Origin of the sequence: Microcoleus sp. LAD1_D5 (assembly GCF_036702115.1) — a bacterium.
GTDB lineage: Bacteria > Cyanobacteriota > Cyanobacteriia > Cyanobacteriales > Microcoleaceae > Microcoleus.
Genome location: NZ_JAUBSA010000056.1, coordinates 1 through 21,830, shown reverse-complemented (window position 1 = coordinate 21,830; position 21,830 = coordinate 1). Strand labels below are relative to the sequence as shown.

General features: G+C 48.9%; 14 protein-coding genes. 4 read left to right on the top strand and 10 right to left on the bottom strand.

Annotation, left to right across the window (positions count from 1 at the left end; translation table 11 throughout):
- Nucleotides 1-1,161: 1,161 nt before the first annotated feature.
- Nucleotides 1,162-1,557 carry a response regulator gene (locus tag QUA70_RS20690; protein WP_006632892.1) on the top strand — a complete coding sequence of 132 codons (396 nt, stop codon included), beginning with the start codon at nucleotides 1,162-1,164 and terminating at the stop codon, nucleotides 1,555-1,557.
- 310 nt (nucleotides 1,558-1,867) lie between these two features.
- Here the strand turns inward: QUA70_RS20690 and QUA70_RS20685 are convergent, their stop codons facing one another.
- The 4 genes from QUA70_RS20685 to rpoB form a co-directional block, all read right to left on the bottom strand.
- A complete protein-coding gene (locus QUA70_RS20685) occupies nucleotides 1,868-5,995 on the bottom strand; it encodes a DNA-directed RNA polymerase subunit beta'' (RefSeq protein ID WP_333323836.1) in 4,128 nt (1,375 codons plus the stop codon).
- Between the two features lie 445 nt (nucleotides 5,996-6,440).
- Nucleotides 6,441-8,315 carry a DNA-directed RNA polymerase subunit gamma gene (locus tag QUA70_RS20680; RefSeq protein ID WP_333323838.1) on the bottom strand — a complete coding sequence of 625 codons (1,875 nt, stop codon included), beginning with the start codon at nucleotides 8,313-8,315 and terminating at the stop codon, nucleotides 6,441-6,443.
- A gap of 83 nt (nucleotides 8,316-8,398) precedes the next feature.
- A complete protein-coding gene (locus QUA70_RS20675; protein WP_333323840.1) occupies nucleotides 8,399-9,487 on the bottom strand; it encodes an HNH endonuclease in 1,089 nt (362 codons plus the stop codon).
- A 142-nt stretch (nucleotides 9,488-9,629) separates the two neighbouring features.
- Nucleotides 9,630-13,016 carry a DNA-directed RNA polymerase subunit beta gene (gene rpoB, locus QUA70_RS20670; RefSeq protein WP_333349549.1) on the bottom strand — a complete coding sequence of 1,129 codons (3,387 nt, stop codon included), beginning with the start codon at nucleotides 13,014-13,016 and terminating at the stop codon, nucleotides 9,630-9,632.
- 102 nt (nucleotides 13,017-13,118) lie between these two features.
- Here rpoB and QUA70_RS20665 point away from each other — a divergent pair, with 102 nt between their 5' ends.
- On the top strand, nucleotides 13,119-13,262 hold the full coding sequence (locus QUA70_RS20665; protein WP_333410655.1) for a hypothetical protein: 144 nt from the start codon (nucleotides 13,119-13,121) through the stop codon (nucleotides 13,260-13,262).
- A 343-nt stretch (nucleotides 13,263-13,605) separates the two neighbouring features.
- Here the strand turns inward: QUA70_RS20665 and QUA70_RS20660 are convergent, their stop codons facing one another.
- From QUA70_RS20660 to rpsT, 3 genes are read right to left on the bottom strand one after another with little or no spacing between them, the layout of a single operon-like run.
- Complete coding sequence (locus QUA70_RS20660) at nucleotides 13,606-14,385, bottom strand: TatD family hydrolase (RefSeq protein WP_333349547.1); 780 nt, start codon at nucleotides 14,383-14,385, stop codon at nucleotides 13,606-13,608.
- A 34-nt stretch (nucleotides 14,386-14,419) separates the two neighbouring features.
- On the bottom strand, nucleotides 14,420-14,554 hold the full coding sequence (locus QUA70_RS20655; RefSeq protein ID WP_333410653.1) for a hypothetical protein: 135 nt from the start codon (nucleotides 14,552-14,554) through the stop codon (nucleotides 14,420-14,422).
- Nucleotides 14,555-14,603: 49 nt separating this feature from the next.
- Nucleotides 14,604-14,903, bottom strand: coding sequence for a 30S ribosomal protein S20 (rpsT, locus tag QUA70_RS20650; protein ID WP_333323848.1), 300 nt, complete (start codon nucleotides 14,901-14,903; stop codon nucleotides 14,604-14,606).
- Nucleotides 14,904-15,790: 887 nt separating this feature from the next.
- Here rpsT and hisD point away from each other — a divergent pair.
- Together hisD and QUA70_RS20640 are read left to right on the top strand one after the other, a co-directional pair.
- Nucleotides 15,791-17,104 (top strand): histidinol dehydrogenase, encoded by a 1,314-nt coding sequence (hisD, locus tag QUA70_RS20645; protein ID WP_333323850.1) that lies wholly within the window; start codon nucleotides 15,791-15,793, stop codon nucleotides 17,102-17,104.
- 323 nt (nucleotides 17,105-17,427) lie between these two features.
- The gene (locus QUA70_RS20640; protein ID WP_333323852.1) at nucleotides 17,428-17,856 is read left to right on the top strand and encodes a universal stress protein; all 429 of its coding nucleotides are present in this window, start codon (nucleotides 17,428-17,430) and stop codon (nucleotides 17,854-17,856) included.
- A gap of 41 nt (nucleotides 17,857-17,897) precedes the next feature.
- Here QUA70_RS20640 and QUA70_RS20635 read toward each other — a convergent pair whose 3' ends face one another.
- The 3 genes from QUA70_RS20635 to QUA70_RS20625 form a co-directional block, all read right to left on the bottom strand.
- The gene (locus tag QUA70_RS20635) at nucleotides 17,898-19,172 is read right to left on the bottom strand and encodes a carbamoylphosphate synthase large subunit (protein WP_333323854.1); all 1,275 of its coding nucleotides are present in this window, start codon (nucleotides 19,170-19,172) and stop codon (nucleotides 17,898-17,900) included.
- Nucleotides 19,173-19,378: 206 nt separating this feature from the next.
- Nucleotides 19,379-20,272 carry an isoaspartyl peptidase/L-asparaginase family protein gene (locus tag QUA70_RS20630; RefSeq protein ID WP_333323855.1) on the bottom strand — a complete coding sequence of 298 codons (894 nt, stop codon included), beginning with the start codon at nucleotides 20,270-20,272 and terminating at the stop codon, nucleotides 19,379-19,381.
- A 611-nt stretch (nucleotides 20,273-20,883) separates the two neighbouring features.
- On the bottom strand, nucleotides 20,884-21,516 hold the full coding sequence (locus QUA70_RS20625; protein ID WP_333349546.1) for an alpha-ketoglutarate-dependent dioxygenase AlkB: 633 nt from the start codon (nucleotides 21,514-21,516) through the stop codon (nucleotides 20,884-20,886).
- Nucleotides 21,517-21,830 lie beyond the last annotated feature (314 nt).

Here is a 21,830-nt window from a genome sequence, read left to right as displayed (position 1 = left end):
ATCACGAGGGACTTGAGTCCCCGTCAATCCATGATAGAATTTAATTGTAATTAGGAATAACCATCTACACGAAGAAATATTCTATTCAGGAGAAACCCCAGATTGATCTCGTCTCGGTACAGCCGTAGCGTGGATCAAGCAGCAATGGTAGACGATCGAGCTTACCGTATTTTGGCAAGCGTGATGTACTCCGAAACTATTAAAAAAGAAAAGTAAGCGGAATTGGAATACCTCTGGTACTGGTACTTGTTCTGTCTGATCGTGTAGAGGCGACTGGACTATGAGTGAAGTCCAAGTTTTGGGCTTATTCAACCATAGATCGTGGCCGTGACTCGCTGAGAGTGTCAAAAATACCGATCCGATATTGATGAATTCATCAGTCAAAAGCTCTCCTGGCGATATCTCCTAGTCTGACATCCCATTGATGAACGGAAGCGTCGATATTTTAAGCCGTTTTGATGGGTTAAAACTGAGAATTAGGAATCTCCAACAATCCCCGCCAACTCCCGCTAGATTCGCTACTTCAAATGCTGTGGCGACGGGAGTATGTGAATAAACATGGCTTGATTTTAATGAGGAAGAAGGAAAATAATTATCACACATTCCCGAATCTAATACCAGTTCAAAAAATAATGCAACTGTCGGCCCGTGATCCAAACTGATATCCAGTCAATCAGTTCCCATCTAAAATCTAAAATCTAAAATCTAAAATCTAAAATGGTAGAAGCCGAAGGCTTTACCGAAAGAGAGGATACTATAGTCGAGGACGAACGGGTAGTCAGAAACCGGGTTTTTTCATAGCAATAGTTCGTTATAGCCCGCCGAAACGAGCAAAAACCGCGTTGCGAGGCGTCGTCCATGCGTCTTGGATTGTACTATAAACCTGCTACCTGAGAATCTTGAGACTCTCACCAGTGCCAGGTCTAGTTATAAAAAACAACTAAACTGTCTGTGTGTAGTAGTCTAAATGATGGTACTGGATGCTTCTCGGCATCTGTAAACCCTCTCACAGCTAGTGGCTCAAGGATATACATACGGGTTTTGCAGGGTTCCCGGCTGATGGCGCTAAAAACTCTGCATTTTTGACGGGGAATGTAGTCCCCGTGTCGTGTTCCTCTTTGGACTAAAGTCACAAAGTTTCTATACTTCCCATATTTATTTATGAAAACCGTTCTGATTGTAGAGGACGATTTGGTTAATGCTCGGGTTTTTTCCAAAATTCTGACTAAGCGGGGGGGCTTAGCCGTGAAGCACACGGAAAATGTTGAAGAGGTGATGCAGATTGCTGCCAACGGCGAAGCTGATTTGATTTTAATGGATGTGTCTCTTTCGCGCAGCGTGTACCAGGGCAAATCTGTTGACGGCATTAAGATTACTCAACTGCTCAAAGCTGACCCGCAAACGGCATCGCTGCCGATTATTTTGGTGACTGCTCACGCGATGGCTGGTGATAAAGAAACATTTCTGGATCAAAGCGGTGCCGACGGTTACATCTCTAAACCTGTGGTAGACCATCAAGAGTTTGTTAATCAAATCAAGGCTTTGCTGCCTGATTGAGTGAACTATATATGCAGAAGGAATAAGAAGGAAGAAGGAAAAAGGAAGAAGGAAGAAAGAATTATTTGTTTGAACCAACAAACAATTAAAACTCTAGAATTACAAAGTTTGCTTAAACTCTGAATCTTCCTTCTTCCTTCTTCCTTTCGATGTCCCATCGCACAATGCTATGAGTTCGGACTTGTAATTTGTGAGGAAAAATAGGAGCTTTTTCAACTCATGAAATCGGAGTGTGCGTTGCGACGAGGAACCAACTTATCCTCAGCGAGCGCAACGCTGTTCACTCCTTCATGCAATCTCAAAACTATGATTAGTCTTCGTCCTCATCGAAGTCAAAACCGATATCATCATCGTCAACGTCAGGTCCCAAGGCATCATCGTCAGTCTCAGCGACAAAATCGTCCTCATCAACCTCCACTTCCTCAAAATCCTCATCAGGCTCAAGATCAGACGGGCGTCCGATCTCAAAACCGCTCTCGATCGTATAGGCGCGGCGGGCAGTACGGTCATCAAGTACCACATCCTCCTGTAAATCGTGGATGTCGTCATCAAACACAGCACCATCAAAACCCGCATCCTGGACTCCAGCATCCTCATAGGCATTGAAGCCAGTACCAGCAGGAATCAGGCGACCGATAATCACATTTTCCTTCAGGCCCCGCAGCCAGTCAGACTTACCTTCGATCGCAGCCTCAGTCAACACCCGCGTAGTCTCCTGGAACGAAGCAGCGGAAATAAAGCTATCAGTATTCAGCGAAGCCTTAGTAATCCCCAGCAACACCGGAGTATAATCCGCCGGCGCTCCACCAGTAATTGACATCGCCTCATTCACCTGCTCAACCTGCCGCAATTCTACCAACTCGCCGGGGAGCATAGTAGTATCGCCGCCATCTTCCATCCTGACTTTGTTGGTCATCTGGCGAACGATGACCTCGATGTGCTTATCCGAAATATCCACGCCCTGAGACTGATAAACCGACTGCACCTCATTCACCAAAAACGTCTGCACCTGTTGGAAACTCTCCAAGGCAGCCTCAAAAGTAGACTGCCGCTCCTTGAGCACGTGGAAGAACACCTCCAGAATTTCGTGAGGGTTAGCAGGCCCGTCGGTCAAAGCTTCGGCGACGCCTACGCGCTGTCCGTCGGAAACGATCGGGTTTTGACCAGGCAACAAAGGATACTCCTCAATCCGGCCATCATCCTCAATCACCGCAAGTTCCACAACATCGTCATCCGTAACCACACGAGCTGTGCCCGGCCGCTTGGCTAAAATACAAGCTTCCTTCGGCTTCCGCCCTTCCAGAAGTTCCTCAATCCGTGGCAAACCCTGAATGATATCCCCAGTCTTTGCCCGCTCAAACACCAGAATCACCAAATTGTCACCCCGCTGCACCAAGTCGCCATCGTCTACGTGCAGCACCGCACCGGCCGAAACCCGGTAAGGACGAGCCACCCTGAGCAAGAGTTTCGCCGGTTCCGTCTCCGATGTCGGTACAACCTTCACAACTTGGCCCGACTCTTCCAGAACAACCCCTGGAGCTATTTCGGTACCAGCCACCAGCAGTTGACCCGGACTCACATCCGGCGTACCCGCCACAGAGATCGAAATAGAATCCGCATCTCGCATCACCAACAGTCGGCGCACTGGTTCGCCATGCCCCTCACGGATGCCCCGAACGATACCCGCTTCTTTGCAGAGAATCTCTGTGCGGGCGACTACTGCCCCGGGCGCGATCGACTGCCCATCTTCGACCAAGAGCCGCGTGTGGGTGCTGCCCTGAGTCGGATCTGCAGACACGTCCCGCCGAATCACCAGCGATTCCAAAATGACTAGCTGCAAGCGGAAAGTCTTTGAAACTCGATCGCCCCCATCAGCCACAGCCATCGCCAACTCTTGCGACTCCGTACCGTCTTCAGGTGAACCCCAAGCCGGACCCGAACCGTCCGCCCCAAAAGCCATAGCATCATCCTCATCCGGCAGCAGCTCGATATCCGCCGCCAGTTGCGGAGCTCCCGAACCAATTTCCAAGATAAGCTGAGTCCGCAGCAGTTCCAATCCCTCGACAGACTTGACGCGCTCTCCATCCTTATAAGGAAGTCGCTGCACCGCTTTCAAAGAGATTGACTCATTCAGCGCCGTCTGAGAAGGCACTGGTGGCTTATCCGGCACCGGAAACTCCACCACAGGCCGCAGCAGCAAAGCCGGGCCTTCGGGAGTTTCGATATACTCTGCATAGCCCAACTCTTCGGCAACCAAGCCCGGGAAAATTTCTTGACCGGCGTTGACGATTTGACCTTCCCCAAATGTTAGCGGCGGGCGGTCTACTACATGGAGTGTCCCCGGTTTGATCACAATTTCCCGCAGGATGTCATTTTTCTGAGTGATTTCCACTGCCCCGCTGGTTTGGCAGAAAATATCCTTAACCACCTCAGTACCGGCCTCAACGTACTGGCCATCTTCAACCAGCAGCAGAGAAATATCCTTATTGACCTCGTGGCACTCTTCCGGTATCCAGAGCAGAGTGCCACCTTTAACGACTTCGTAGCCAAGTTTAGCTTTGCCGCGCTTGTGGACTTCCACCCCGCCGTACTTGACAATGCCCCCTGTAGCTGTGCGGTAGCTGTCGTCGAGCAGTTCGGCGACGACTTCCCCGTTAATCACTTTGCTCCCAGGAGCCGTCTTCAGGGAAAACCGCTGCTTAGAAGCTGTTTCGATCGTGTAGTGGTCGCGGCCGCCTGCGCTTTCAGCCCGCACAACAGCTTGGTCGAGCAGGACTTGGGCGGTGATAATTTCGATTTCTCTGGGGTCAGCGATGCGGACTACGCCACCGTGTTCGGAGACGAGTTTAGTTTCGGCAATCACGCTTTCTGCCGGAATGCGATCGCCATTTTTCACTGCCGGTTCGGCGCCGGGGGGCAAGTTGTAGACTTCTCCTGAGAGAATCCAAATCAGCCCGCCTTTGCTGGCTGTGCGGGTTGTGTTCCCTTGGCGGTCGGTTTTTTCTTCGGGCACCAAATCCGCAAATTTGGCTTCTCCGGCTAAGTCGGAAGCCACGTCCGTAGTAACTTTTTCCGTTGTTTTGCGGGCTGCGCGACCGAGGATCGGCACTTCTGCCAAAACTTGACCGGGAATGGCCCGTTGTCCGTCTTTGACCATCAGAGTAGAACCCTGGACGATCGCCAATTCGATTTTCAGTTTTTGATTTTTGGCGCCGGATTTCCCTTCTTCAAAGCCGTCGCCTTCAAATACAAGTTTGCCGTTGTTTTCTGCCACCAGTGCTTCTTCGCCGTGTCTGGTGCGGAAGGAGCGGGTACGCAAGTTCTTGAATTTCACTACGCCGGGGAAGGGTGCGCGTTCTTGTTTGGCGACTTCTCCGGTGAATACGCCACCTGTGTGGAAGGTACGCATGGTGAGCTGGGTTCCCGGTTCCCCGATCGACTGAGCCGCAATAATCCCGATCGCTTCTCCCATGTCCACCATTTTCAAGTGGGCGAGACTCCAGCCGTAGCAGTGCTGACAAACCGATCGGGTTGATTCACAAGTCAGGGGCGATCGTAAATACACCTCTCCCACCCCAGAATTACCAATTTCCCCCGCCAACTCTTCGGTAATTGGCTGATTTCGGACGGCTTTTTCGCTGCCGTAAGACACGATTTCCCCGGTTTTGGGGTGCACCACATCTCTGGCGAATACGCGCCCTAGCAGTCTGTCCTTGAGGGGAATCAGCACTGTTGCTCCGTCCGTCATCGGCCGTACTCGAATTCCCCGCTGAGTGCCGCAGTCCACTTCCCGCACAATTACGTCTTGGGACACATCCACCAAACGGCGAGTCAAATAGCCAGAGTCGGCCGTCCGCAACGCTGTATCTACCAAGCCTTTGCGCGCGCCGTAGGAAGAGATGATGTATTCGGTGACGGTGAGTCCTTCGCGGAAGTTGGTTTTAATTGGCAAGTCGATGATTTCGCCCTGGGGGTCAGCCATCAATCCGCGCATTCCGACTAGCTGCCGCACTTGAGAAATGTTTCCCCGCGCCCCGGAGAATGCCATCATGTAGACCGAGTTTAGGGGGTCTGTGGCTCGGAAGTTTTTGACTACTTCGTCTTTGAGGTCTTCTGATGTGCTGTTCCAGGTATCGATTACTTTTTGGAAGCGTTCGACTTCGGTGATTTCGCCTCTGGTGTATTTTTGTTCGGTGATGCGGATTTCTTCTTCTGCTGCATCGAGGAGCGATCGTTTTGACGGGGGCACTTGCAAATCGTCTACGCTAATCGAAACTCCCGCTCGTGTCGCAAACCGGAAACCCAAATCCTTGAGTTTATCGGCCATTTGCGCTGTACGGGCCGTTCCGTAGTGCATGAAAGACCAAGAGATTAATTTTTTGAGCTGACCTTTGTCAACAACTCGATTGCGAAAAACAATTTCCTTATTTTCTGTCATTTTTCTGAGTAGTGGTAATTGGTAATTGGTAACTTTTACTGCCGTTCGACTTCGGCTCCACTGAGCGAAGCCGAAGGATTGAGGAACCGCGTAGCCGAAGTATTGGTAATTGGTAATTGGTAATTGGTAATTGATAAGTAGAGCGACGGGAAAAAACAACAAGCATTTTGTAGGGGCTGGTTTAGCGTATAAGGAAGAGAGCTAAGCTAGGAGATGAATGGACTCACCTGCCCTTCCCATAATAAAGTTTATTTGCACCTACCTACTTACTTGGTAATTGGTAACTTTTACTGCCCTTAGACTTCGCTCATTAACCGCGTCGCTGAAGTATTTGTAAGTAGTAATGGGTGAATTTTCCGGTTTCAATCACTATTATTTGTTAGCGATTATTTGTCAGTTATTACCCATTACCTCTTACCCGTTACCTCTTATCCATTACCTCTTTCTAATTGTTAATTACCGATTCGATGGTTTGGTGATAGATAATCCTGCCCGGAGTAGTGCGAATGAATTGATTGATCACCTTGCCGTCTCCGTCTTCCCGAACCCGGCGGAACTTGTATTCTTTCGTCACGATACCGTCGGTAGAGCGTTCCACCTTCAGCGGTTCTCCTTCGGGTTCTGTGTTTTCTATGGCGCCTTGAAACCTCACCCACACATAAGAGTGCAAGTCAACGACTCCTTGTTCGTAAGCTACAACCGCGTCGGTAAGGTTGGAAAAATAGTGACCAGCTCCTTTTTGAGCGTCAGGATTTTCGGCTGTTAAGTAATAGCAACCGAGCACCATATCTTGAGAAGGAGTAACGATCGGTCTTCCTGTTGCCGGCGACATAATGTTGTTAGAAGCCAGCATCAGCAAGCGCGCTTCCGCCTGAGATTCCAGAGACAAAGGCACGTGCACGGCCATTTGGTCGCCGTCAAAGTCAGCGTTAAAAGCCGGACAGACTAGCGGGTGAAGCTGAATGGCCCTCCCGTCCACCAAAATCGGCTCAAAGGCTTGAATCCCCAAACGGTGAAGCGTCGGCGCCCGGTTTAGCATTACCGGGTGTCCTTCAATCACCTCCTGAAGCACGTCCCAAACGCTGGGATCGTTGCGCTGGATCAGTTTTTTGGCTGCTTTGATATTGTTGACTAATCCTTGGCGGATCAGGCGGTGGATGACGAAAGGCTGGAAAAGTTCGATCGCCATTTCCCTCGGCAAACCGCACTGATGAATTTTCAGTTTCGGCCCCACCACAATCACCGAACGCCCGGAGTAGTCAACCCGTTTACCCAGCAAGTTTTGCCGGAAGCGACCTTGTTTCCCTTCAATGATGTCCGACAGCGACTTCAGCGGGCGGTTGTTTGCCCCCACCACCGTCCGGCCCCGGCGACCGTTGTCAATCAGCGCATCCACAGCTTCTTGCAGCATCCGCTTTTCGTTGCGGATGATAATCTCCGGCGCCAGAATTTCTTGCAGTCTCGCCAAGCGGTTATTGCGGTTGATGACTCTCCGATAGAGGTCGTTGAGGTCACTGGTTGCAAAACGCCCGCCGTCTAACTGCACCATCGGCCGCAAGTCGGGGGGAATCACCGGAATCACATTGAGCACCATCCAATCGGGTTGAGAGCCCGTAGCGATGAAGTTGTCAATTACCCGCAAGCGTTTAATTAACTTTGCCCGTTTTTGACCTTTAGCATTAGCAATATCTTCCCGCAACTTTTCCGCTTCACTTTCTAGCGGAATATTTTGCAGCAAAACTTGCAAAGCTTCAGCACCTATGCCTACTTCTACGCCCGTCAGCGTGGAATCTTCGCTGTAAAGTTCGTCTTCTATTTCCAGCCAAGCATCTTCCGTGAGCAATTGCTTGTATTGCAGCTTTTCTGCATTACCTGCATTAAGGACAACGTAGGCATTGAAATACACGATTTGTTCGACATCTCGCAGCGGCATATCTAATAGAATTGCCATGTAACTCGGGATGCCTTTGAGATACCAAACGTGAGCTACTGGAGCTGCTAATTTGATAAATCCCATCCGGTGACGGCGCACGCGAGATTCTGTGACTTCTACACCGCATCTTTCGCAAACAATACCTCTATGGCGAACTCGTTTGTACTTCCCACAATGACATTCCCAATCTTTTGCCGGCCCAAAAATGCGCTCGCAAAACAAGCCATCCATTTCAGGTTTTAACGTCCGGTAATTTATTGTTTCGGGTTTTGTCACTTCACCGGTAATCTGACCGTTGGGTAAAGTTCTCTCTCCCCACTGTCGAATTCTTTCTGGTGAAGCTAATCCTATCTTGACGTAATCAAAGCGTTGTTCTACCTTAGCCATTTTGACTCCAATTGATTATTTACTGTCGATTAGTGCTGGCAATTTATATTTTTTGTTTGCTTCGTTTTGAACTCAAATCAATATTACTCTCCTCTATAGGTGACGTTTCTTTTAATATCAGAAATGATATTTCTGGATACTCCAAATTCCTGAGCTATTTTAGCAAGGGATTCTCCGGCTTGGATTCGTTCTCGGATCTCAATAGCTTGAGCAAAAGTTAGCTTGCGATCGAGATATCCACCCGTGCGAGGAACTGGAACCTCTTCGCCTGCTTCCTTCCAAGTGACGTGATACTTAATATCGTGTATGGTTTTGCGACCAACACTGTATTTCTGAGCTACATCCTTCACTCTCTCTCCTGCTGCTAGTTTTTGCCGAATTTCTCGCACTTTTTCCCAGTCTAATTTGGCATTGGAAAGGGGATGACTTTTGCCTTGAGTGCGTCCTTTCTTAGAAGCATCTAATGAATTTTGGGAACGAGTACCACCCCACAGGTGTTCTGGATTGATACAACTGGGACGATCGCAGCTATGACAAGCATCTATTGAAGTGGGAATTTCACATCCTAATTTCTCTGCTAAAACAGCACGAGTGACTGATTTCGATTTCCCATTTTTAAAGTACCTGCCATAGCCTTGACCGTCCTTTGAGCCTTGAAAAATGATGCAGCCGTTGTCTTGAATTTCTCCTAAAAAACCTGGCGAAACTGTAGTGAAGTTATCGGGAATATTTGTCTGAAGTATCTTAGTAATAGTTTCATGTTGTACCCCATACTCTTTTGCTAGGTGGTTTTTGACTGTTCCAGATAAATATTTAGTCTGAATTTCCCGTAGTTGTGCGATCGACAATATGCCAATACCGGGAATACTTTTGCGTCTGGGAGTTTTGCGATCGCGCCCAATCATCTGCCCGGTATTCTCAGCAGCAGTACCTACTACCAGATGTGCCGGGTTGATGCAGCTTCGATTGTCGCAGGTATGGCAACCAAAATAACCGGAACCGAGGAACCCTGCTATTTTCGATTCGAGGACTAAACGGTGGACTAATACTGTTTTGCCATCGATCCACTTGCGCGCGTAACCGTTGCCAAACTTGCTCCCTTGCCAATTAATACAGCCCGTCGCCCGGTCAACTTCTCCTTGAATTCCTGGGACAACTGTTACAATATTCATGTTCAGCGTCTCTCCTGTTTAGAGCGTTGATTCGCCTCAGCAGTGGTACGAACACTGCTGAGGCATTTTAATTTGAGATTGCCGATTAAAGATTAAAGAATTCAATGCTGTCAAAAAATCTTTAATCTTTAATCTTTAATGCCTAATCCTCGTCCAGTTCGTCACGAGAAAGGGATTCGTAAGTAGGCCGGGAGGGCGATCGCTTGCCCCCAGCATCTGCCATCAAATCCACCTCAACGTGCTCGCTGCCCTCGTCGGACGTATTCACCTTGTGCACGGCAATATCCAAGCACAAAGACTGCAACTCCCGCATCAGCACCTTGAAAGATTCCGGCGTACCGGGGCGCGGAATAGCTTTGCCTTTGACGATCGCATTCAGCGCTTCATTCCGCCCCTGCATATCGTCCGACTTCACAGTCAGCAACTCTTGCAAAGTATAAGCTGCGCCGAACGCTTCCAGAGCCCAGACTTCCATTTCTCCGAACCGCTGACCCCCCTGCTGCGCTTTGCCGCCCAAAGGCTGCTGCGTTACCAGCGAGTAAGGGCCTGTGCTGCGGGCGTGGATCTTATCGTCTACCAAGTGCACCAGCTTCAGCATATAGGCGATGCCGACTGTGATCGGGCGATCGAACGGTTCCCCAGTTCGGCCATCGTAGACAATAGTCTTGCCGGGGTGCTTTTCGTTAAACACCCAAGGCTTGCCGGTTTTTTCGCGTGCCTCCTGTAGCTTGCCGTGTACGGTTTCGCGAGACTTTTCAGCGCCGTGCATTTCATCAAAAGGCACCATCTTGAACCGCATAGACAGATTTTCGCCGGCCCATCCCAGCAAGCACTCAAAAATCTGACCCACGTTCATCCGCGACGGTACGCCCAAGGGATTGAGCACTATGTCAACGGGAGTCCCGTCGGGCAAATAAGGCATATCCTCCATCGGCAGAATCCGGGACACAATACCCTTATTTCCGTGGCGGCCGGCCATTTTGTCGCCGACTTGAATCTTCCGCTTTTGAGCCACGTAGACGCGGACGACCATGTTGGCGCCGGGGGGCAGTTCGTCGCCCTGTTCGCGGGTAAACACCCGCACGTCCACCACGCGGCCTTTTTCGCCGTTAGGAACTCGCAGGGAATTGTCGCGCACGTCGCGGGCTTTTTCCCCGAAGATTGCCCTCAGCAGTTTTTCTTCCGGCGGTTGGTCGGATTCACCTTTGGGGGTCACTTTGCCCACCAAAATGTCGCTAGCTTCCACCCAAGCACCTTTGCGAATAATCCCCTGTTCGTCTAGCTGGCGCAGCGCGTCTTCACCGACGTTAGGAATTTCGCGAGTGATTTCTTCTGGGCCGAGTTTGGTTTGGCGGGCTTCGATTTCGTATTTTTCAATGTGGATCGAAGTGTAGACATCTTCGTACACCAAACGCTCGCTAATGAGCATGGCGTCTTCGTAGTTGTAGCCTTCCCAGGGCATATAAGCTACGAGGATGTTGTGACCCAGGGCGAGTTCTGCTCCTTCGGTGGAGGAACCGTCTGCGAGCACTTGACCTGCTACGACGCGATCGCCTTCATAAATCAGCGGACGCTGGTTTAAACAAGTATCTTGGTTAGAGCGCTGATATTTTTGCAGTTCGTGTTCGATGCAACCTGCATATTTTTGCTTCCAAACCGAGGGCTGTTTGACTTTGAGTTCGTCGTATTCCCGAATCAGAAAATGTTCTTCGCTGGAATTGGATTCGGCATCTACAGCCAGGGGTTTGACAATAATCCGGGTGGCGTCGATGTATATCACTTCGCCGTTAATCCGGGAAACTACAACCATCCCGGAATCTCGCGCGGCCTGAGCTTCTAAGCCGGTACCGACTAGGGGCCGTTCTGGTTTCAGTAGCGGCACAGCTTGCCGCTGCATATTTGAACCCATCAGAGCTCGGTTGGCGTCGTCGTGTTCCAGGAACGGAATCAGGGATGTGGCGACGGAGACGATTTGCACTGGCGAAATCGCCATGTAGTCCACCTGCATGGGGGTGGTGGTTGTAAATTCTTGGCGGTAGCGGACGGCTACGGTTTCGCCTAAGAGGTTGTTGTTTTCGTCGAGGCTGATGTCTCCGGGGGCGACGCGCAAATCGTCTTCTTCATCGGCTGTCATGTAGACGGGTGCTTTGTCGCGCAGTACCTGTCCTTTTTCTACTGGATAAAAAGGAGTTTCGATGAAGCCGTAGGGGTTGACGCGGGCGTGGGTTGCTAAGGAACCGATCAGACCTGCGTTGGGACCTTCTGGTGTTTCGATCGGGCAAATCCGGCCGTAGTGGGACGGGTGAATGTCCCGCACTGCAAACCCGGCGCGTTCCCGAGTCAGACCTCCTGGGCCTAAGGCCGAAAGTCGGCGCTTGTGCGTCAGTTCTGCTAGGGGGTTGGTTTGATCCATGAACTGGGATAGCTGGGAGGAACCGAAGAATTCCTTGATTGCTGCTACCAGCGGTTTGGGGTTGACCAGAGATGCGGGGCTGAGGGAGTCGGCATCGGAGACGGTCATTCTTTCGCGGATGATCCGTTCTAAGCGGTTGAGGCCGACGCGCACTTGGTTTTGCAGCAGTTCTCCGACGCTGCGGACGCGACGGTTGCCTAAGTGGTCGATGTCGTCGGTGGAGCCGATGTCGAATTCGAGGTTTATTAGGTAGTCGATCGCTGTCAAGATATCTTGGGATGTCAGCACCCGCATGGTATCGGGGACTGTCAAGCGCAATTTTTTGTTGAGTTTGTAGCGGCCTACTCTGCCCAAATCGTAGCGTTTGGGGTCGAAGAAGCGGGAGTGGAGGAGCTGTTCGCCCCCCGCTACGGTGGGGGGTTCGCCTGGACGCAGTTTGCGGTAGAGCTCCATCAATGCTTCTTCTTCGCCGAATTGTCCTTCTTTTTCGATCGTTTTTTGGAAGTATTCCGGGTGCCGCAGGGAGTCGTAGATTTCGCCGTCTGTGAGTCCCAATGCTTTGAGCAAAACCTGGGCTGATAGTTTGCGGGTTTTGTCGATTCTGACCCAGACTAAATCGTTTTTGTCTGTTTCAAATTTCAGCCAAGCGCCGCGGTTGGGGATGAGCGAGGCGTTATACGAACGGCGGCCGTTTTTGTCGGTTTCTGATTTGTAGTAGACGCCGGGCGATCGCACGATTTGGTTGACAATCACCCGTTCGGCGCCGTTGATAATGAAAGTGCCGCGCTCGGTCATCAAGGGCAAATCGCCGATGAAGACTTCTTGTTCTTTGATTTCCCCTGTTTCTTTGTTAATCAGACGTGTGGGTACGTACATTTGCACCGAGTAGGTGCTGTCCCTGCGTTTGGCTTCGTCCACGTCGTATTTTGGGCGCTTGAGTTTGAAGTCTTTGCCCATGAAGTGGAGTTCCAGCTTGCCCGTGTAGTCTGTAATCGGGGAGAAGCTGTCGAGTTCTTCGATCAGTCCGGCTTCTAGGAACCAGCGGAAACTTGCCCGCTGGATTTCTATCAGGTCGGGCAAGGTGAAGGCGAATTCTGTGTAATCTTTAGTGGTCATGGGTGTCCTTTTTCCGCAGTGGCTCTAGCTTTTTACATGGCGCCAAGGCTCGGCTTTTTTACCTTGTTGCGTTTTTTTGATTGATTGTGTGAGAGAATTTATATGATGTTTTCGATCGTCTACCAACTGCTACAACGGTTATTTTTGCTAGTTGCTCGCAGTATTTTTGTGCGGATTTTGGTTTCGATCGAGATGCTTTTAGCTTCGATCTCGTGGTGTCCCAGGGTAAATTCCCTACACTTTTGACTCCTAAAATTGACTTGACAGCTATTGCCAAATTGCTGAGGTTCCAAGTTTCTTCGCTATGTGTAAGTTTGAGTTATTGCGTGAAGTTTTTGGCGATCCCGAAGGTTAGCGTACTCGCGTTGTGTTGGCCTCAAGCGGGCGACATCGCAGTCGCGGATACTAAGCCAATGCCCGATCGGTCGGTTCTTTTTATTATAGGACGCAAATCAGATCGCAGCAGGCAACGCCAAAAGAATCTCAAATAAAGGATGAATCCGGTTTTTTGGGCCGGATATAAATGGGATTGTCCCTATCGCTTGCCCCTAAATCAACCTGTTTTCCTCGTTTCTGTGTTCTGAATAAGCTAAACACAAAAGCCGAATAGCTGACAGGCATTTTCGGTTGTCTGCTGGGACAAAGTTAAGAGAGAAACTCCTCTCAATTTAGCAACTTGCTCGGCTACGTAGTAGACGTAGGCTGGTTCGTTGCGTTTTCCCCGCTGGGGTACGGGGGCGAGAAAAGGGCAATCTGTCTCGACTAGGATGCGATCGCTATTTACCATACAAGCTGATTCTTGTATTTGCAAGGCTTTTTTAAAGGTGACTGTTCCGCTAAAACTGATGTAGAAACCTAGGTCTAAAAACCACTGGGTTTCTTCGGGCGTGCCTCCCCAGCAGTGCATGACCCCGCGCACTGGCCCGCGTGTTTGCCAAAAGTTCCTCAGCATTTGGGCCATTGGGGCGGCGGCGTCGCGACAGTGGATAATGACTGGTTTGTCAAGTTGCTGGGCGATTTCAAGCTGTGCCTCAAACACTTTAAACTGGTGTTCTCGATCGTCAGCTTTATAAAAGTCCAGTCCGGTTTCGCCGATCGCCACTACCCTAGAGTCGGAATTCGCTAATTCCCTAATCTGGCTGGCAGTCTCGTCTTTCCACTTGTCGGCATCTAAGGGGTGGAGTCCCACTGCAAACGAGACTTCTGCAAACTGATTGGCGATTGCTTGAATGCCGGCAAACTCTTCTGGCTCTACACAAGAATGAACCAGCCGAACTACACCAGCTTCGCGCCAGCGTTCTCGAATGGCTTCTAACTCAGATTTGTAGGTCTCAAAGTTGATATGAACGTGAGTGTCGATGAGCTGCATGGGGGAAGCAGATTAGAGGTGATACGGGAGAGTCCTAGTGGGATAGGGCGAGGGGGGAGTGAGAGAGTCTGGGAGTGGGAGTGGCAGAGAGTGTGTGGGAAAAATCTTCCGTCTTCTTTTTTCCTGCTTCACGCTTGACTGCTTCACGCTTGACTGCTTCCCTCAACATCCATCCCTTAAATCTTGTAAACTGCTTCGTTGCCGAACTTCCTTCTTCCTTAAGATGCTACCGATACTTCGTGCGGCTTGAGGGTTCTTGCCAAGCGGGACTTTTTGCGAGCGCCGTTGTTGCGGTGGATTACACCTTTTTTGACAGCTTTGTCAATTTTGCTGTAGGCCTCAGACATTCGCTGCTGGACTTCTTGCATTAATTCCGGGCTCGGAGCTGCGGCGTACTTGTCTACGGCAGCGAAATACTTCTTCATCAAAGTTTTGACCGCTGACTTGTAAGATTTGTTGTACAAGCGGTTACGTTCGGCGATTTTGACTCGTTTGACGGCGGACTTAATATTTGCCATAGTTCAGTTGCTGGAAGTAGGTATTCATTGATACACCCTAGTCTCAAGACAGTCTCAAGACACGGGGATTTTGAAGGACAACCTTTTCGGGATCGATCCGCAAAAAGCTTGATTTTTAATGGCGGAGTGAGACAGCCACTTTCCATTCGCTCAGATTGAGCTGAGTCTGTGGCTACTTTTTGGCGACGCCCGCGCAATAATTTTTTATTGACTCATTTAACTGCCTGTTTTTTACCCCTGACAATACCCAAAGGTATGACACGGGTGTTACGCAGGCGTTTTGCGGTGTTTCCACCGTCACGAGTTAAAGTCACGGTTTCTTGCGCGCAATTTTCAAGTATACAATAATTTGGCGTTTTTTTATAAAAAAATTATCAGGTGTTGGAAAAACTAATATAGCATCTATTCTGCTTAAAATCCAATTCTCTGAAAAATCCAAGTTAAGCTATAACAAAGAATACGGGTGATTTGGGCTTCGGTAAGAAGCACTTACCGAAGGTAGAAGGTAAAAAGCTGAAGGTAGAAGGTAGAAGACAGCACGGATCTGAAGGTAGAAGGTAGAAGGCAGAATCAAAATTCTTCCGCTCGAACACTCTCCCTCTCGGATATTATCGGGGTAGGACACTCTCCCCCTCTGCGTTCCAACCCTCTTCCTCCGCACCTGGTTCTCTGGCGGGCAATTCAAGAGAGAAGGTTGTGACTTGTCCTCAGTGTTGCAAAATCCTCGATCGAGATTTAAACGCTGCACTGAAGCCTTGGAAAATGCCGCGACTCTCGCGGTTTAAGCTTGTGGACTGGTGGTGGCCTACTTCTCTAGGAAAACTCCACAAAAATCCCCAATTGTCAAGCAAATGTTAGTGAAGTTATAGACGGCATTCCTAATCTCCATGCTGCGAATCATTACTCAGTGGGTTGAGGCACAAGCTGAACTGCGACGGATCTGCGATCGCACCCATGACGAACTTGTCGTTCACAAAGAAGCCACCGTGCGGGAGGTGCTGCAAGCTGTAAGGCGCAGAGGCGATCAGGCTGTGCTGCACTACACTGCTGAATTTGACCGCATGACCCTAAATGTGGAAGATTTACGGGTCAGCGGCGCCGAATTGGATGCTGCTTACCAGCAGGTGTCGAAAGAATTATTAAATGCCATCCGGCTGGCTTGCAAACAGGTAGAGGCGTTTCACCGACAGCGCGTACCCAAGTCTTGGGTGCAGTTTGGTGATGACGAGATTGTTTTGGGCAAGCGCTACACACCGGTCGATCGAGCGGGAATTTACATTCCTGGCGGTCAGGCGTCCTATCCGAGCTCGGTGATCATGAATGCGGTTCCTGCGAAGGTCGCCAAGGTGCCGAGACTGGTGATGTGTACTCCCCCCGGACAGGAGAAGAAAATGAATCCTGCGGTGCTGGTAGCGGCTCAGGAAGCGGGAGTTGATGAGATTTATCGGGTAGGCGGAGCGCAGGCGATCGCAGCTTTAGCCTACGGTACGGAAACAATTCCGAAGGTGGATTTAATTACTGGGCCGGGGAATATTTACGTCACCCTGGCTAAAAAACTGGTTTACGGGACTGTGGGGATCGATTCTCTGGCTGGCCCGTCGGAAGTGTTGATTATTGCGGATGGTTCGGCGAATCCTGTACACGTGGCTGCGGATATGTTGGCTCAAGCTGAGCACGATTCGATGGCGTCGGCAATTTTGCTGACGGCGGATTCGGTGCTGGCGAGGAAAGTGGTGGCTGAGGTAGACAGACAGTTGGCAAATCACCCGCGCCGAACTTTAACAGAAAAGGCGATCGCCAACTATGGTTTAGTCGTAGTAGTTGACTCGCTCAAAGCGGCGGCGGAACTCTCTAATGAGTTTGCGCCCGAACACTTGGAATTGCAAGTTGCAGATCCTTGGGCTTTGCTCGACCAAATTCGCCACGCTGGGGCGATTTTCTTGGGCTGCTCGACGCCGGAAGCTGTGGGTGATTATTTGGCGGGCCCGAATCATACTTTGCCGACTTCAGGGGCTCCGCGCTATGCGTCGCCGCTGGGTGTCGAAACTTTTATGAAGCATTCGAGTTTGATTCAATATTCGCCTGCTGCACTTAAGAAGGTGGGTAAAGCGATTAATGTTTTAGCCGAAGCAGAGGGGCTTCCTTCTCACGCTGATTCGGTGCGGCTGCGGACTGAAAATGAGGGAAAGGATAAATTTTAGAGGGTAGATTTAAGCAGATGATCGGCAAAATACATAGGTAGTCAAAAGTGAGTGAAATGCAATGAAAGGAAGCAATTCTCTTGCGATTATGGTAGCTTTACATTCTGTGACAAGCGGCCCAGTTTATTTGCACCTACCTACTTACCAACTCCGGGCTTAAGAAAGCCGGTTTCTTTAAGTATCTTGCTTAAATGACGCAATTATGTTAAGAAACCGGGTTTCTGGGTAGGTAATAATGATGTTGGTGGGAAGCGCGAAATTGTGGACAGTAGGCGACAATCAACGAAAAATTTAAAGTCTAAATATCTGAAATTTAAAGGTGCATGGTATTGAATACTGTTTTGGTAGCGATCGACAATTCACAGCTTGCAGAACGGGTTTTGCAAGCTGTGGGGCAATTTCGCCTAGAACCGACGGCAAAGGTGATTCTAGTTCATGTTGTGAGTTCTGGTACGTCGGATTTTGACGCGGTTGTCGATCGACCTCACGCTCAGGGAGATGAGATTGCTTACCGAGAGGTGGAAAAGTTACTGCAATCTTATCAGGAAAAGTTGCCTTGCCAGAGCGAGTTGGAGATTGTTTCGGGGGAACCGGCAGCAGAAATTTTGCGTTTGGCTAATATTTATAAGGCCGATTTAATTGCGATCGGATGTCGCGGTTTGACTGGTGTAAAGCGAATTTTGGAGGGTTCGGTGAGTGCTGAGGTTGTCGCTGAGGCTCCTTGTTCGGTGTTGGTGGTGCGCGCCAGATGAGCGGGGAAACCGCATAACCGCGGCAAGGGGTAGAGTAGATATTAACCCAATTGCTGCAATCCCTTACTGTGCAAGTTCTCCTCGATGTGCTGCATTTCCTTCATATCCTCACCCGCCACTATCCCGTACATTTCCGTGTAGATTTTTCCGTATTTAACCTTCTCTAAAGCTGACAAGATTATCAAGTCCTTGCGATCGAGTTCGGGTTTCAGGGTGACAAGAATCGATTCCAAAGTCCCATCCATTCGGCAGTTACTGGAATATTTAGCCACCTCCTTTCCCAGCCCCAGTAAAGTATGGCGCTGCACACAAAGCGGAGTGGAGCCATTAACTCGGAAATTGGCATCAATGGCATACAGTTGTCCCTCAGAGTCTTCCAGCACGTCAAAGCCAATAACGCCGAAATAACCCTGTTGGTGAGCATATTTACCAATAGCCGCAATCATCTCAAAAAACCTACTCATGTCGGTTTCGCGGTAGTGAATCAGTCCCCCTAAATAGCTGCCCTCTGGGGTGACAAGTTGACTGGTAGTGCCGATAAGCGTGATATTTCCCGTTTTGCTTACATAGAACTGCACGCAGTAGTTCTGCACTTCATTCTTGACGAATTCCGAGACAATAATCGTATCCAGCAACTTAATATCGAGATATTTCCTCACTTCCTGCAAGCAGTAGTTCAGATCGCTGGCGCTTTTGATAATATAAGTGCCTTCTCCAGAGAGCCCGTGGGATGCTTTAATCAAGTAGGGGAATTGCTCTGGTAATTGAATGCTTTCGAGATTGACTTCGTGCAGATTGTAGGTTTCGTATTTCGGGCATTGCACGCCTAATTCTGCTAGCGTTGCTTTGCTGAGCAAGTGGTAGTGGATGTCGGGATGGACGGCGTGTTTTTCGGGCTTGAGATTGTCGAAGGGAAATAGAGTCAGGAGTTTGTCAAAGCGATCGCTTACGCTGAGATCTTCGAGATAACTTGAGCAGTCTATCATCTCCATACTGCTGTAGCTGAAGCCAAAATACTCCCGCCAATAGTCCATCAGCGAGTTCGGCGGCTGATTAATCACAATCCCTGGGATGGCATCACCTAACACAGCCAGATTTTTCCACGGTTCCTTCTGACCAATCTTGTCGAAAGAAGTTTTGGTGGCTTCACTGCTGCCATCTTGAATAAAGTATTTTTTCCTGTTGGGGTAAGCAGCCCAACTCGCAGTTGCAGGATAATTTAGGATAAACGCATAACGTGCATCTGTGATGTCTGGAGCAAACAAATCGGAAAGAGAATTACCCTGAAAGTAAGGAAAGTCGTATGTTGAGTTCATCAGAAACCTTCAAGTCGAGTTTGAATTCAATTGTTTTCCCGGCAAGTAAGTAGCTCGACATAATAATTAAACGTAGGGCGGGCATTGCCCGCCCTACAAATTGAAAGAGTGTTTATTGATGTCCAGCTACTTAATACCTAGGAAATAAGATATTAGTTGCGAAATTGTCACTCTCTCCAACTAGAGAGAATGCAGCCTCAATAACTTCAATGATGGACGAGTTGTTTTTTCTTAGTGAACACAGCCACCTTGTCCATTTCTGAGGTTCTATAAGCACAAGCCATGTCGGTTGAGTTATGCGCCCAGCCAACCCGCCCTTGAGGGTCTATGAGGATGCACCCAGCTTCTCCTGCCACCTTAGAGGCCAGAGTCTCAATTGCCATCTTCGCTGCTTCGTCTGGGTGCTTGCCGGACGCTAGAAAGTCGATCGCCGTCTTAGCCAGAACTACTGGTATAATCGACTCGCCATCGCCTGTGGTCGAGCAACCGCCTTGTTGACTGTCAGCAAACAAGCCTGAGCCAATAATGGCGCTGTCGCCGACGCGACCAGCGGGCTTATTCATAGTGCCCCCAGTTGAGGTACCGGCAACTAAGGTGCCACTACTATCCAAAGCTACACAACCAACGGTATTGGGGCGGTCAATAACTTCTTTTTCCTCCTCCCACTCTTCCTGTTGCTCGTCAGCGATTAAGTCTTCTTTTGCAGACATTTCGGCTCCATTTTCTGCTGCAAAATGTTCGGCGTGATCCGCTACTAAGAACATGGGTTTTTTATCCATAATCTTTCGGGCCACTGAGATGGGATGGCGCACGCCTTGAACATTGGCGAGCGCTCCCCAAGCTAATAAACCGCCTTCCATCATCGCTGCGTCTAGCTCTACCTCTCCCTGGTTGTTGAGAACCGCTCCAAAGCCTGCGTTAAATGTCTGGTCAGCTTCCAGAACCCGGATAGCTGCCTCAACAGCTTCTGCTGCTGTACCCCCCCTTGTCAGCACTGCCCAACCAGCTTCTGCTGCTGCGGTACAGCCTGCATTGTTGGCTGCAACCTTCTCTTCTGTGATGGTTTTTGCTCCACCGTGAACAATAATACTCAGTACCATAAATTTCCTTTTTTTCTCTTAAGCTCTACTTAAAAATCCCTTATATTAATCAATTTTTAAGTAGTTTTTTCTCCCTCATAGTTTTATAGATTAGCTGTGTTTAATTTGGGGTTCTTCTATCTTCAGAGATAATTATTTTTGTCGAGCTTGGTGTTCCTTCAGACCTAGCTATTTACAAATTATTAATAGACATATGACCAAAGTTATGTCAATAGTGTGAGGCAATTTGGCTTCGAGTTAGTTAGGAAAATTGAAAGATTTAGGGAGTAAAGATGAGGTAAAATTTAAGGCGATGCACTACACATTAACAGGCAAAATGGGTAAACGTGAAGAAGGAGACTTTGAGAGACAATAAGTGCGATCGCGCTTCACACCACTCTGAGCCTTTCTGCTTACCCGCCAAAAACCCTCGCAGCAGCAACAAACTAGCCGTTTGACCCAAATTCAGCCGTAGCAGCGGCACTCCCGTGCGATCGCTAATTCGGCGGTACTGTTATTGCTGTGCGAAAATCGCTACTTTTACTGTTAACAAAAGTTGCAATATTTTTTATTTAAACCGCACGTAAAGGCAGATAAACGCATATGCAAATTACAAATTACCATTAATTCATTTAGGTTACTTTCCTGAAAGTAAGGTTGATTCTTGGTTCAGTAACTTTGGCTGCTTTCGGGATTTGGTGTTGCCAAAAATGCTGGGTTACTCCTTTCATCAGCAGGAAGCTTCCAGGAGTTAATTGAATTTCTACTTTCCTTTCTTTTTGATATTTGTGCCTGAGCATAAAACGACGAGTAGCCCCAAAACTTACAGAACCGATCGCTGGGTTTTCACCAAGTTCTGATTCATCATCACTGTGCCAAGCTACACTATCTTTGCCGTCGCGATATAGATTAAGCAACACGCTGTTAAACAATGTACCTGCTATTGCTTCTATTTTAGATTTGATGGTTATGAGTGTAGGTGTCCATAGATTAGGCTCCATTTTTATTTGGGAGTAAGTGTAAGATTTACCTGCATCTCCGTACCATGCGCTAAGTCGCGGTATAGCGACTTGCTTGCCAAAAAGCAGAGCCACCTCTTGCTTCCAATTAATAGTGCCGTACAATTCCGCAAATATCTGGTTGCTCTCATTGTTATTGAAGAAGTCGCGGTACATGATTATTTCGGCATCAGGCAGAGATAATTGCTGACCATGCTTCTGGCTTTCTGCTTTTGGCTCTTCCCACAATGAAAGTTGAGTATACATAAATCTGCTCGATGATTACCTTTTACTGAAATTTATAAATATACAGTTGTTGACACAAACACTGCCCAGCTTTACCATTAATCATGTAAAGCTAATTTTAGCATTTTAACAAGACAAGGATAATTACTTTTTGTAACCTACATAAAATTTTATGTATTCACCAACCCAATCCTGAATCGTGATTTCAGATGAGACTGATGTCAATTAGCTATGTACTATGAATTGCTTTCAAATAATTAGGGCTTGCTGAATAAGCCTAAAACCCTTACCTCAAAAGACTTTGACTCGCGTTCGGCGTTGACAACGTGTAAGAC

What these genes read in the sequence shown, in the direction of transcription:
- QUA70_RS20690 (WP_006632892.1), top strand. Translation starts at nt 1,162, where the DNA reads ATGAAAACCGTTCTGATTGTAGAGGACGATTTGGTTAATGCTCGGGTT.
- QUA70_RS20685 (WP_333323836.1), bottom strand. Translation starts at nt 5,995, where the DNA reads ATGACAGAAAATAAGGAAATTGTTTTTCGCAATCGAGTTGTTGACAAA.
- QUA70_RS20680 (WP_333323838.1), bottom strand. Translation starts at nt 8,315, where the DNA reads ATGGCTAAGGTAGAACAACGCTTTGATTACGTCAAGATAGGATTAGCT.
- QUA70_RS20675 (WP_333323840.1), bottom strand. Translation starts at nt 9,487, where the DNA reads ATGAATATTGTAACAGTTGTCCCAGGAATTCAAGGAGAAGTTGACCGG.
- rpoB (WP_333349549.1), bottom strand. Translation starts at nt 13,016, where the DNA reads ATGACCACTAAAGATTACACAGAATTCGCCTTCACCTTGCCCGACCTG.
- QUA70_RS20665 (WP_333410655.1), top strand. Translation starts at nt 13,119, where the DNA reads ATGATGTTTTCGATCGTCTACCAACTGCTACAACGGTTATTTTTGCTA.
- QUA70_RS20660 (WP_333349547.1), bottom strand. Translation starts at nt 14,385, where the DNA reads ATGCAGCTCATCGACACTCACGTTCATATCAACTTTGAGACCTACAAA.
- QUA70_RS20655 (WP_333410653.1), bottom strand. Translation starts at nt 14,554, where the DNA reads ATGTTGAGGGAAGCAGTCAAGCGTGAAGCAGTCAAGCGTGAAGCAGGA.
- rpsT (WP_333323848.1), bottom strand. Translation starts at nt 14,903, where the DNA reads ATGGCAAATATTAAGTCCGCCGTCAAACGAGTCAAAATCGCCGAACGT.
- hisD (WP_333323850.1), top strand. Translation starts at nt 15,791, where the DNA reads ATGCTGCGAATCATTACTCAGTGGGTTGAGGCACAAGCTGAACTGCGA.
- QUA70_RS20640 (WP_333323852.1), top strand. Translation starts at nt 17,428, where the DNA reads ATGGTATTGAATACTGTTTTGGTAGCGATCGACAATTCACAGCTTGCA.
- QUA70_RS20635 (WP_333323854.1), bottom strand. Translation starts at nt 19,172, where the DNA reads ATGAACTCAACATACGACTTTCCTTACTTTCAGGGTAATTCTCTTTCC.
- QUA70_RS20630 (WP_333323855.1), bottom strand. Translation starts at nt 20,272, where the DNA reads ATGGTACTGAGTATTATTGTTCACGGTGGAGCAAAAACCATCACAGAA.
- QUA70_RS20625 (WP_333349546.1), bottom strand. Translation starts at nt 21,516, where the DNA reads ATGTATACTCAACTTTCATTGTGGGAAGAGCCAAAAGCAGAAAGCCAG.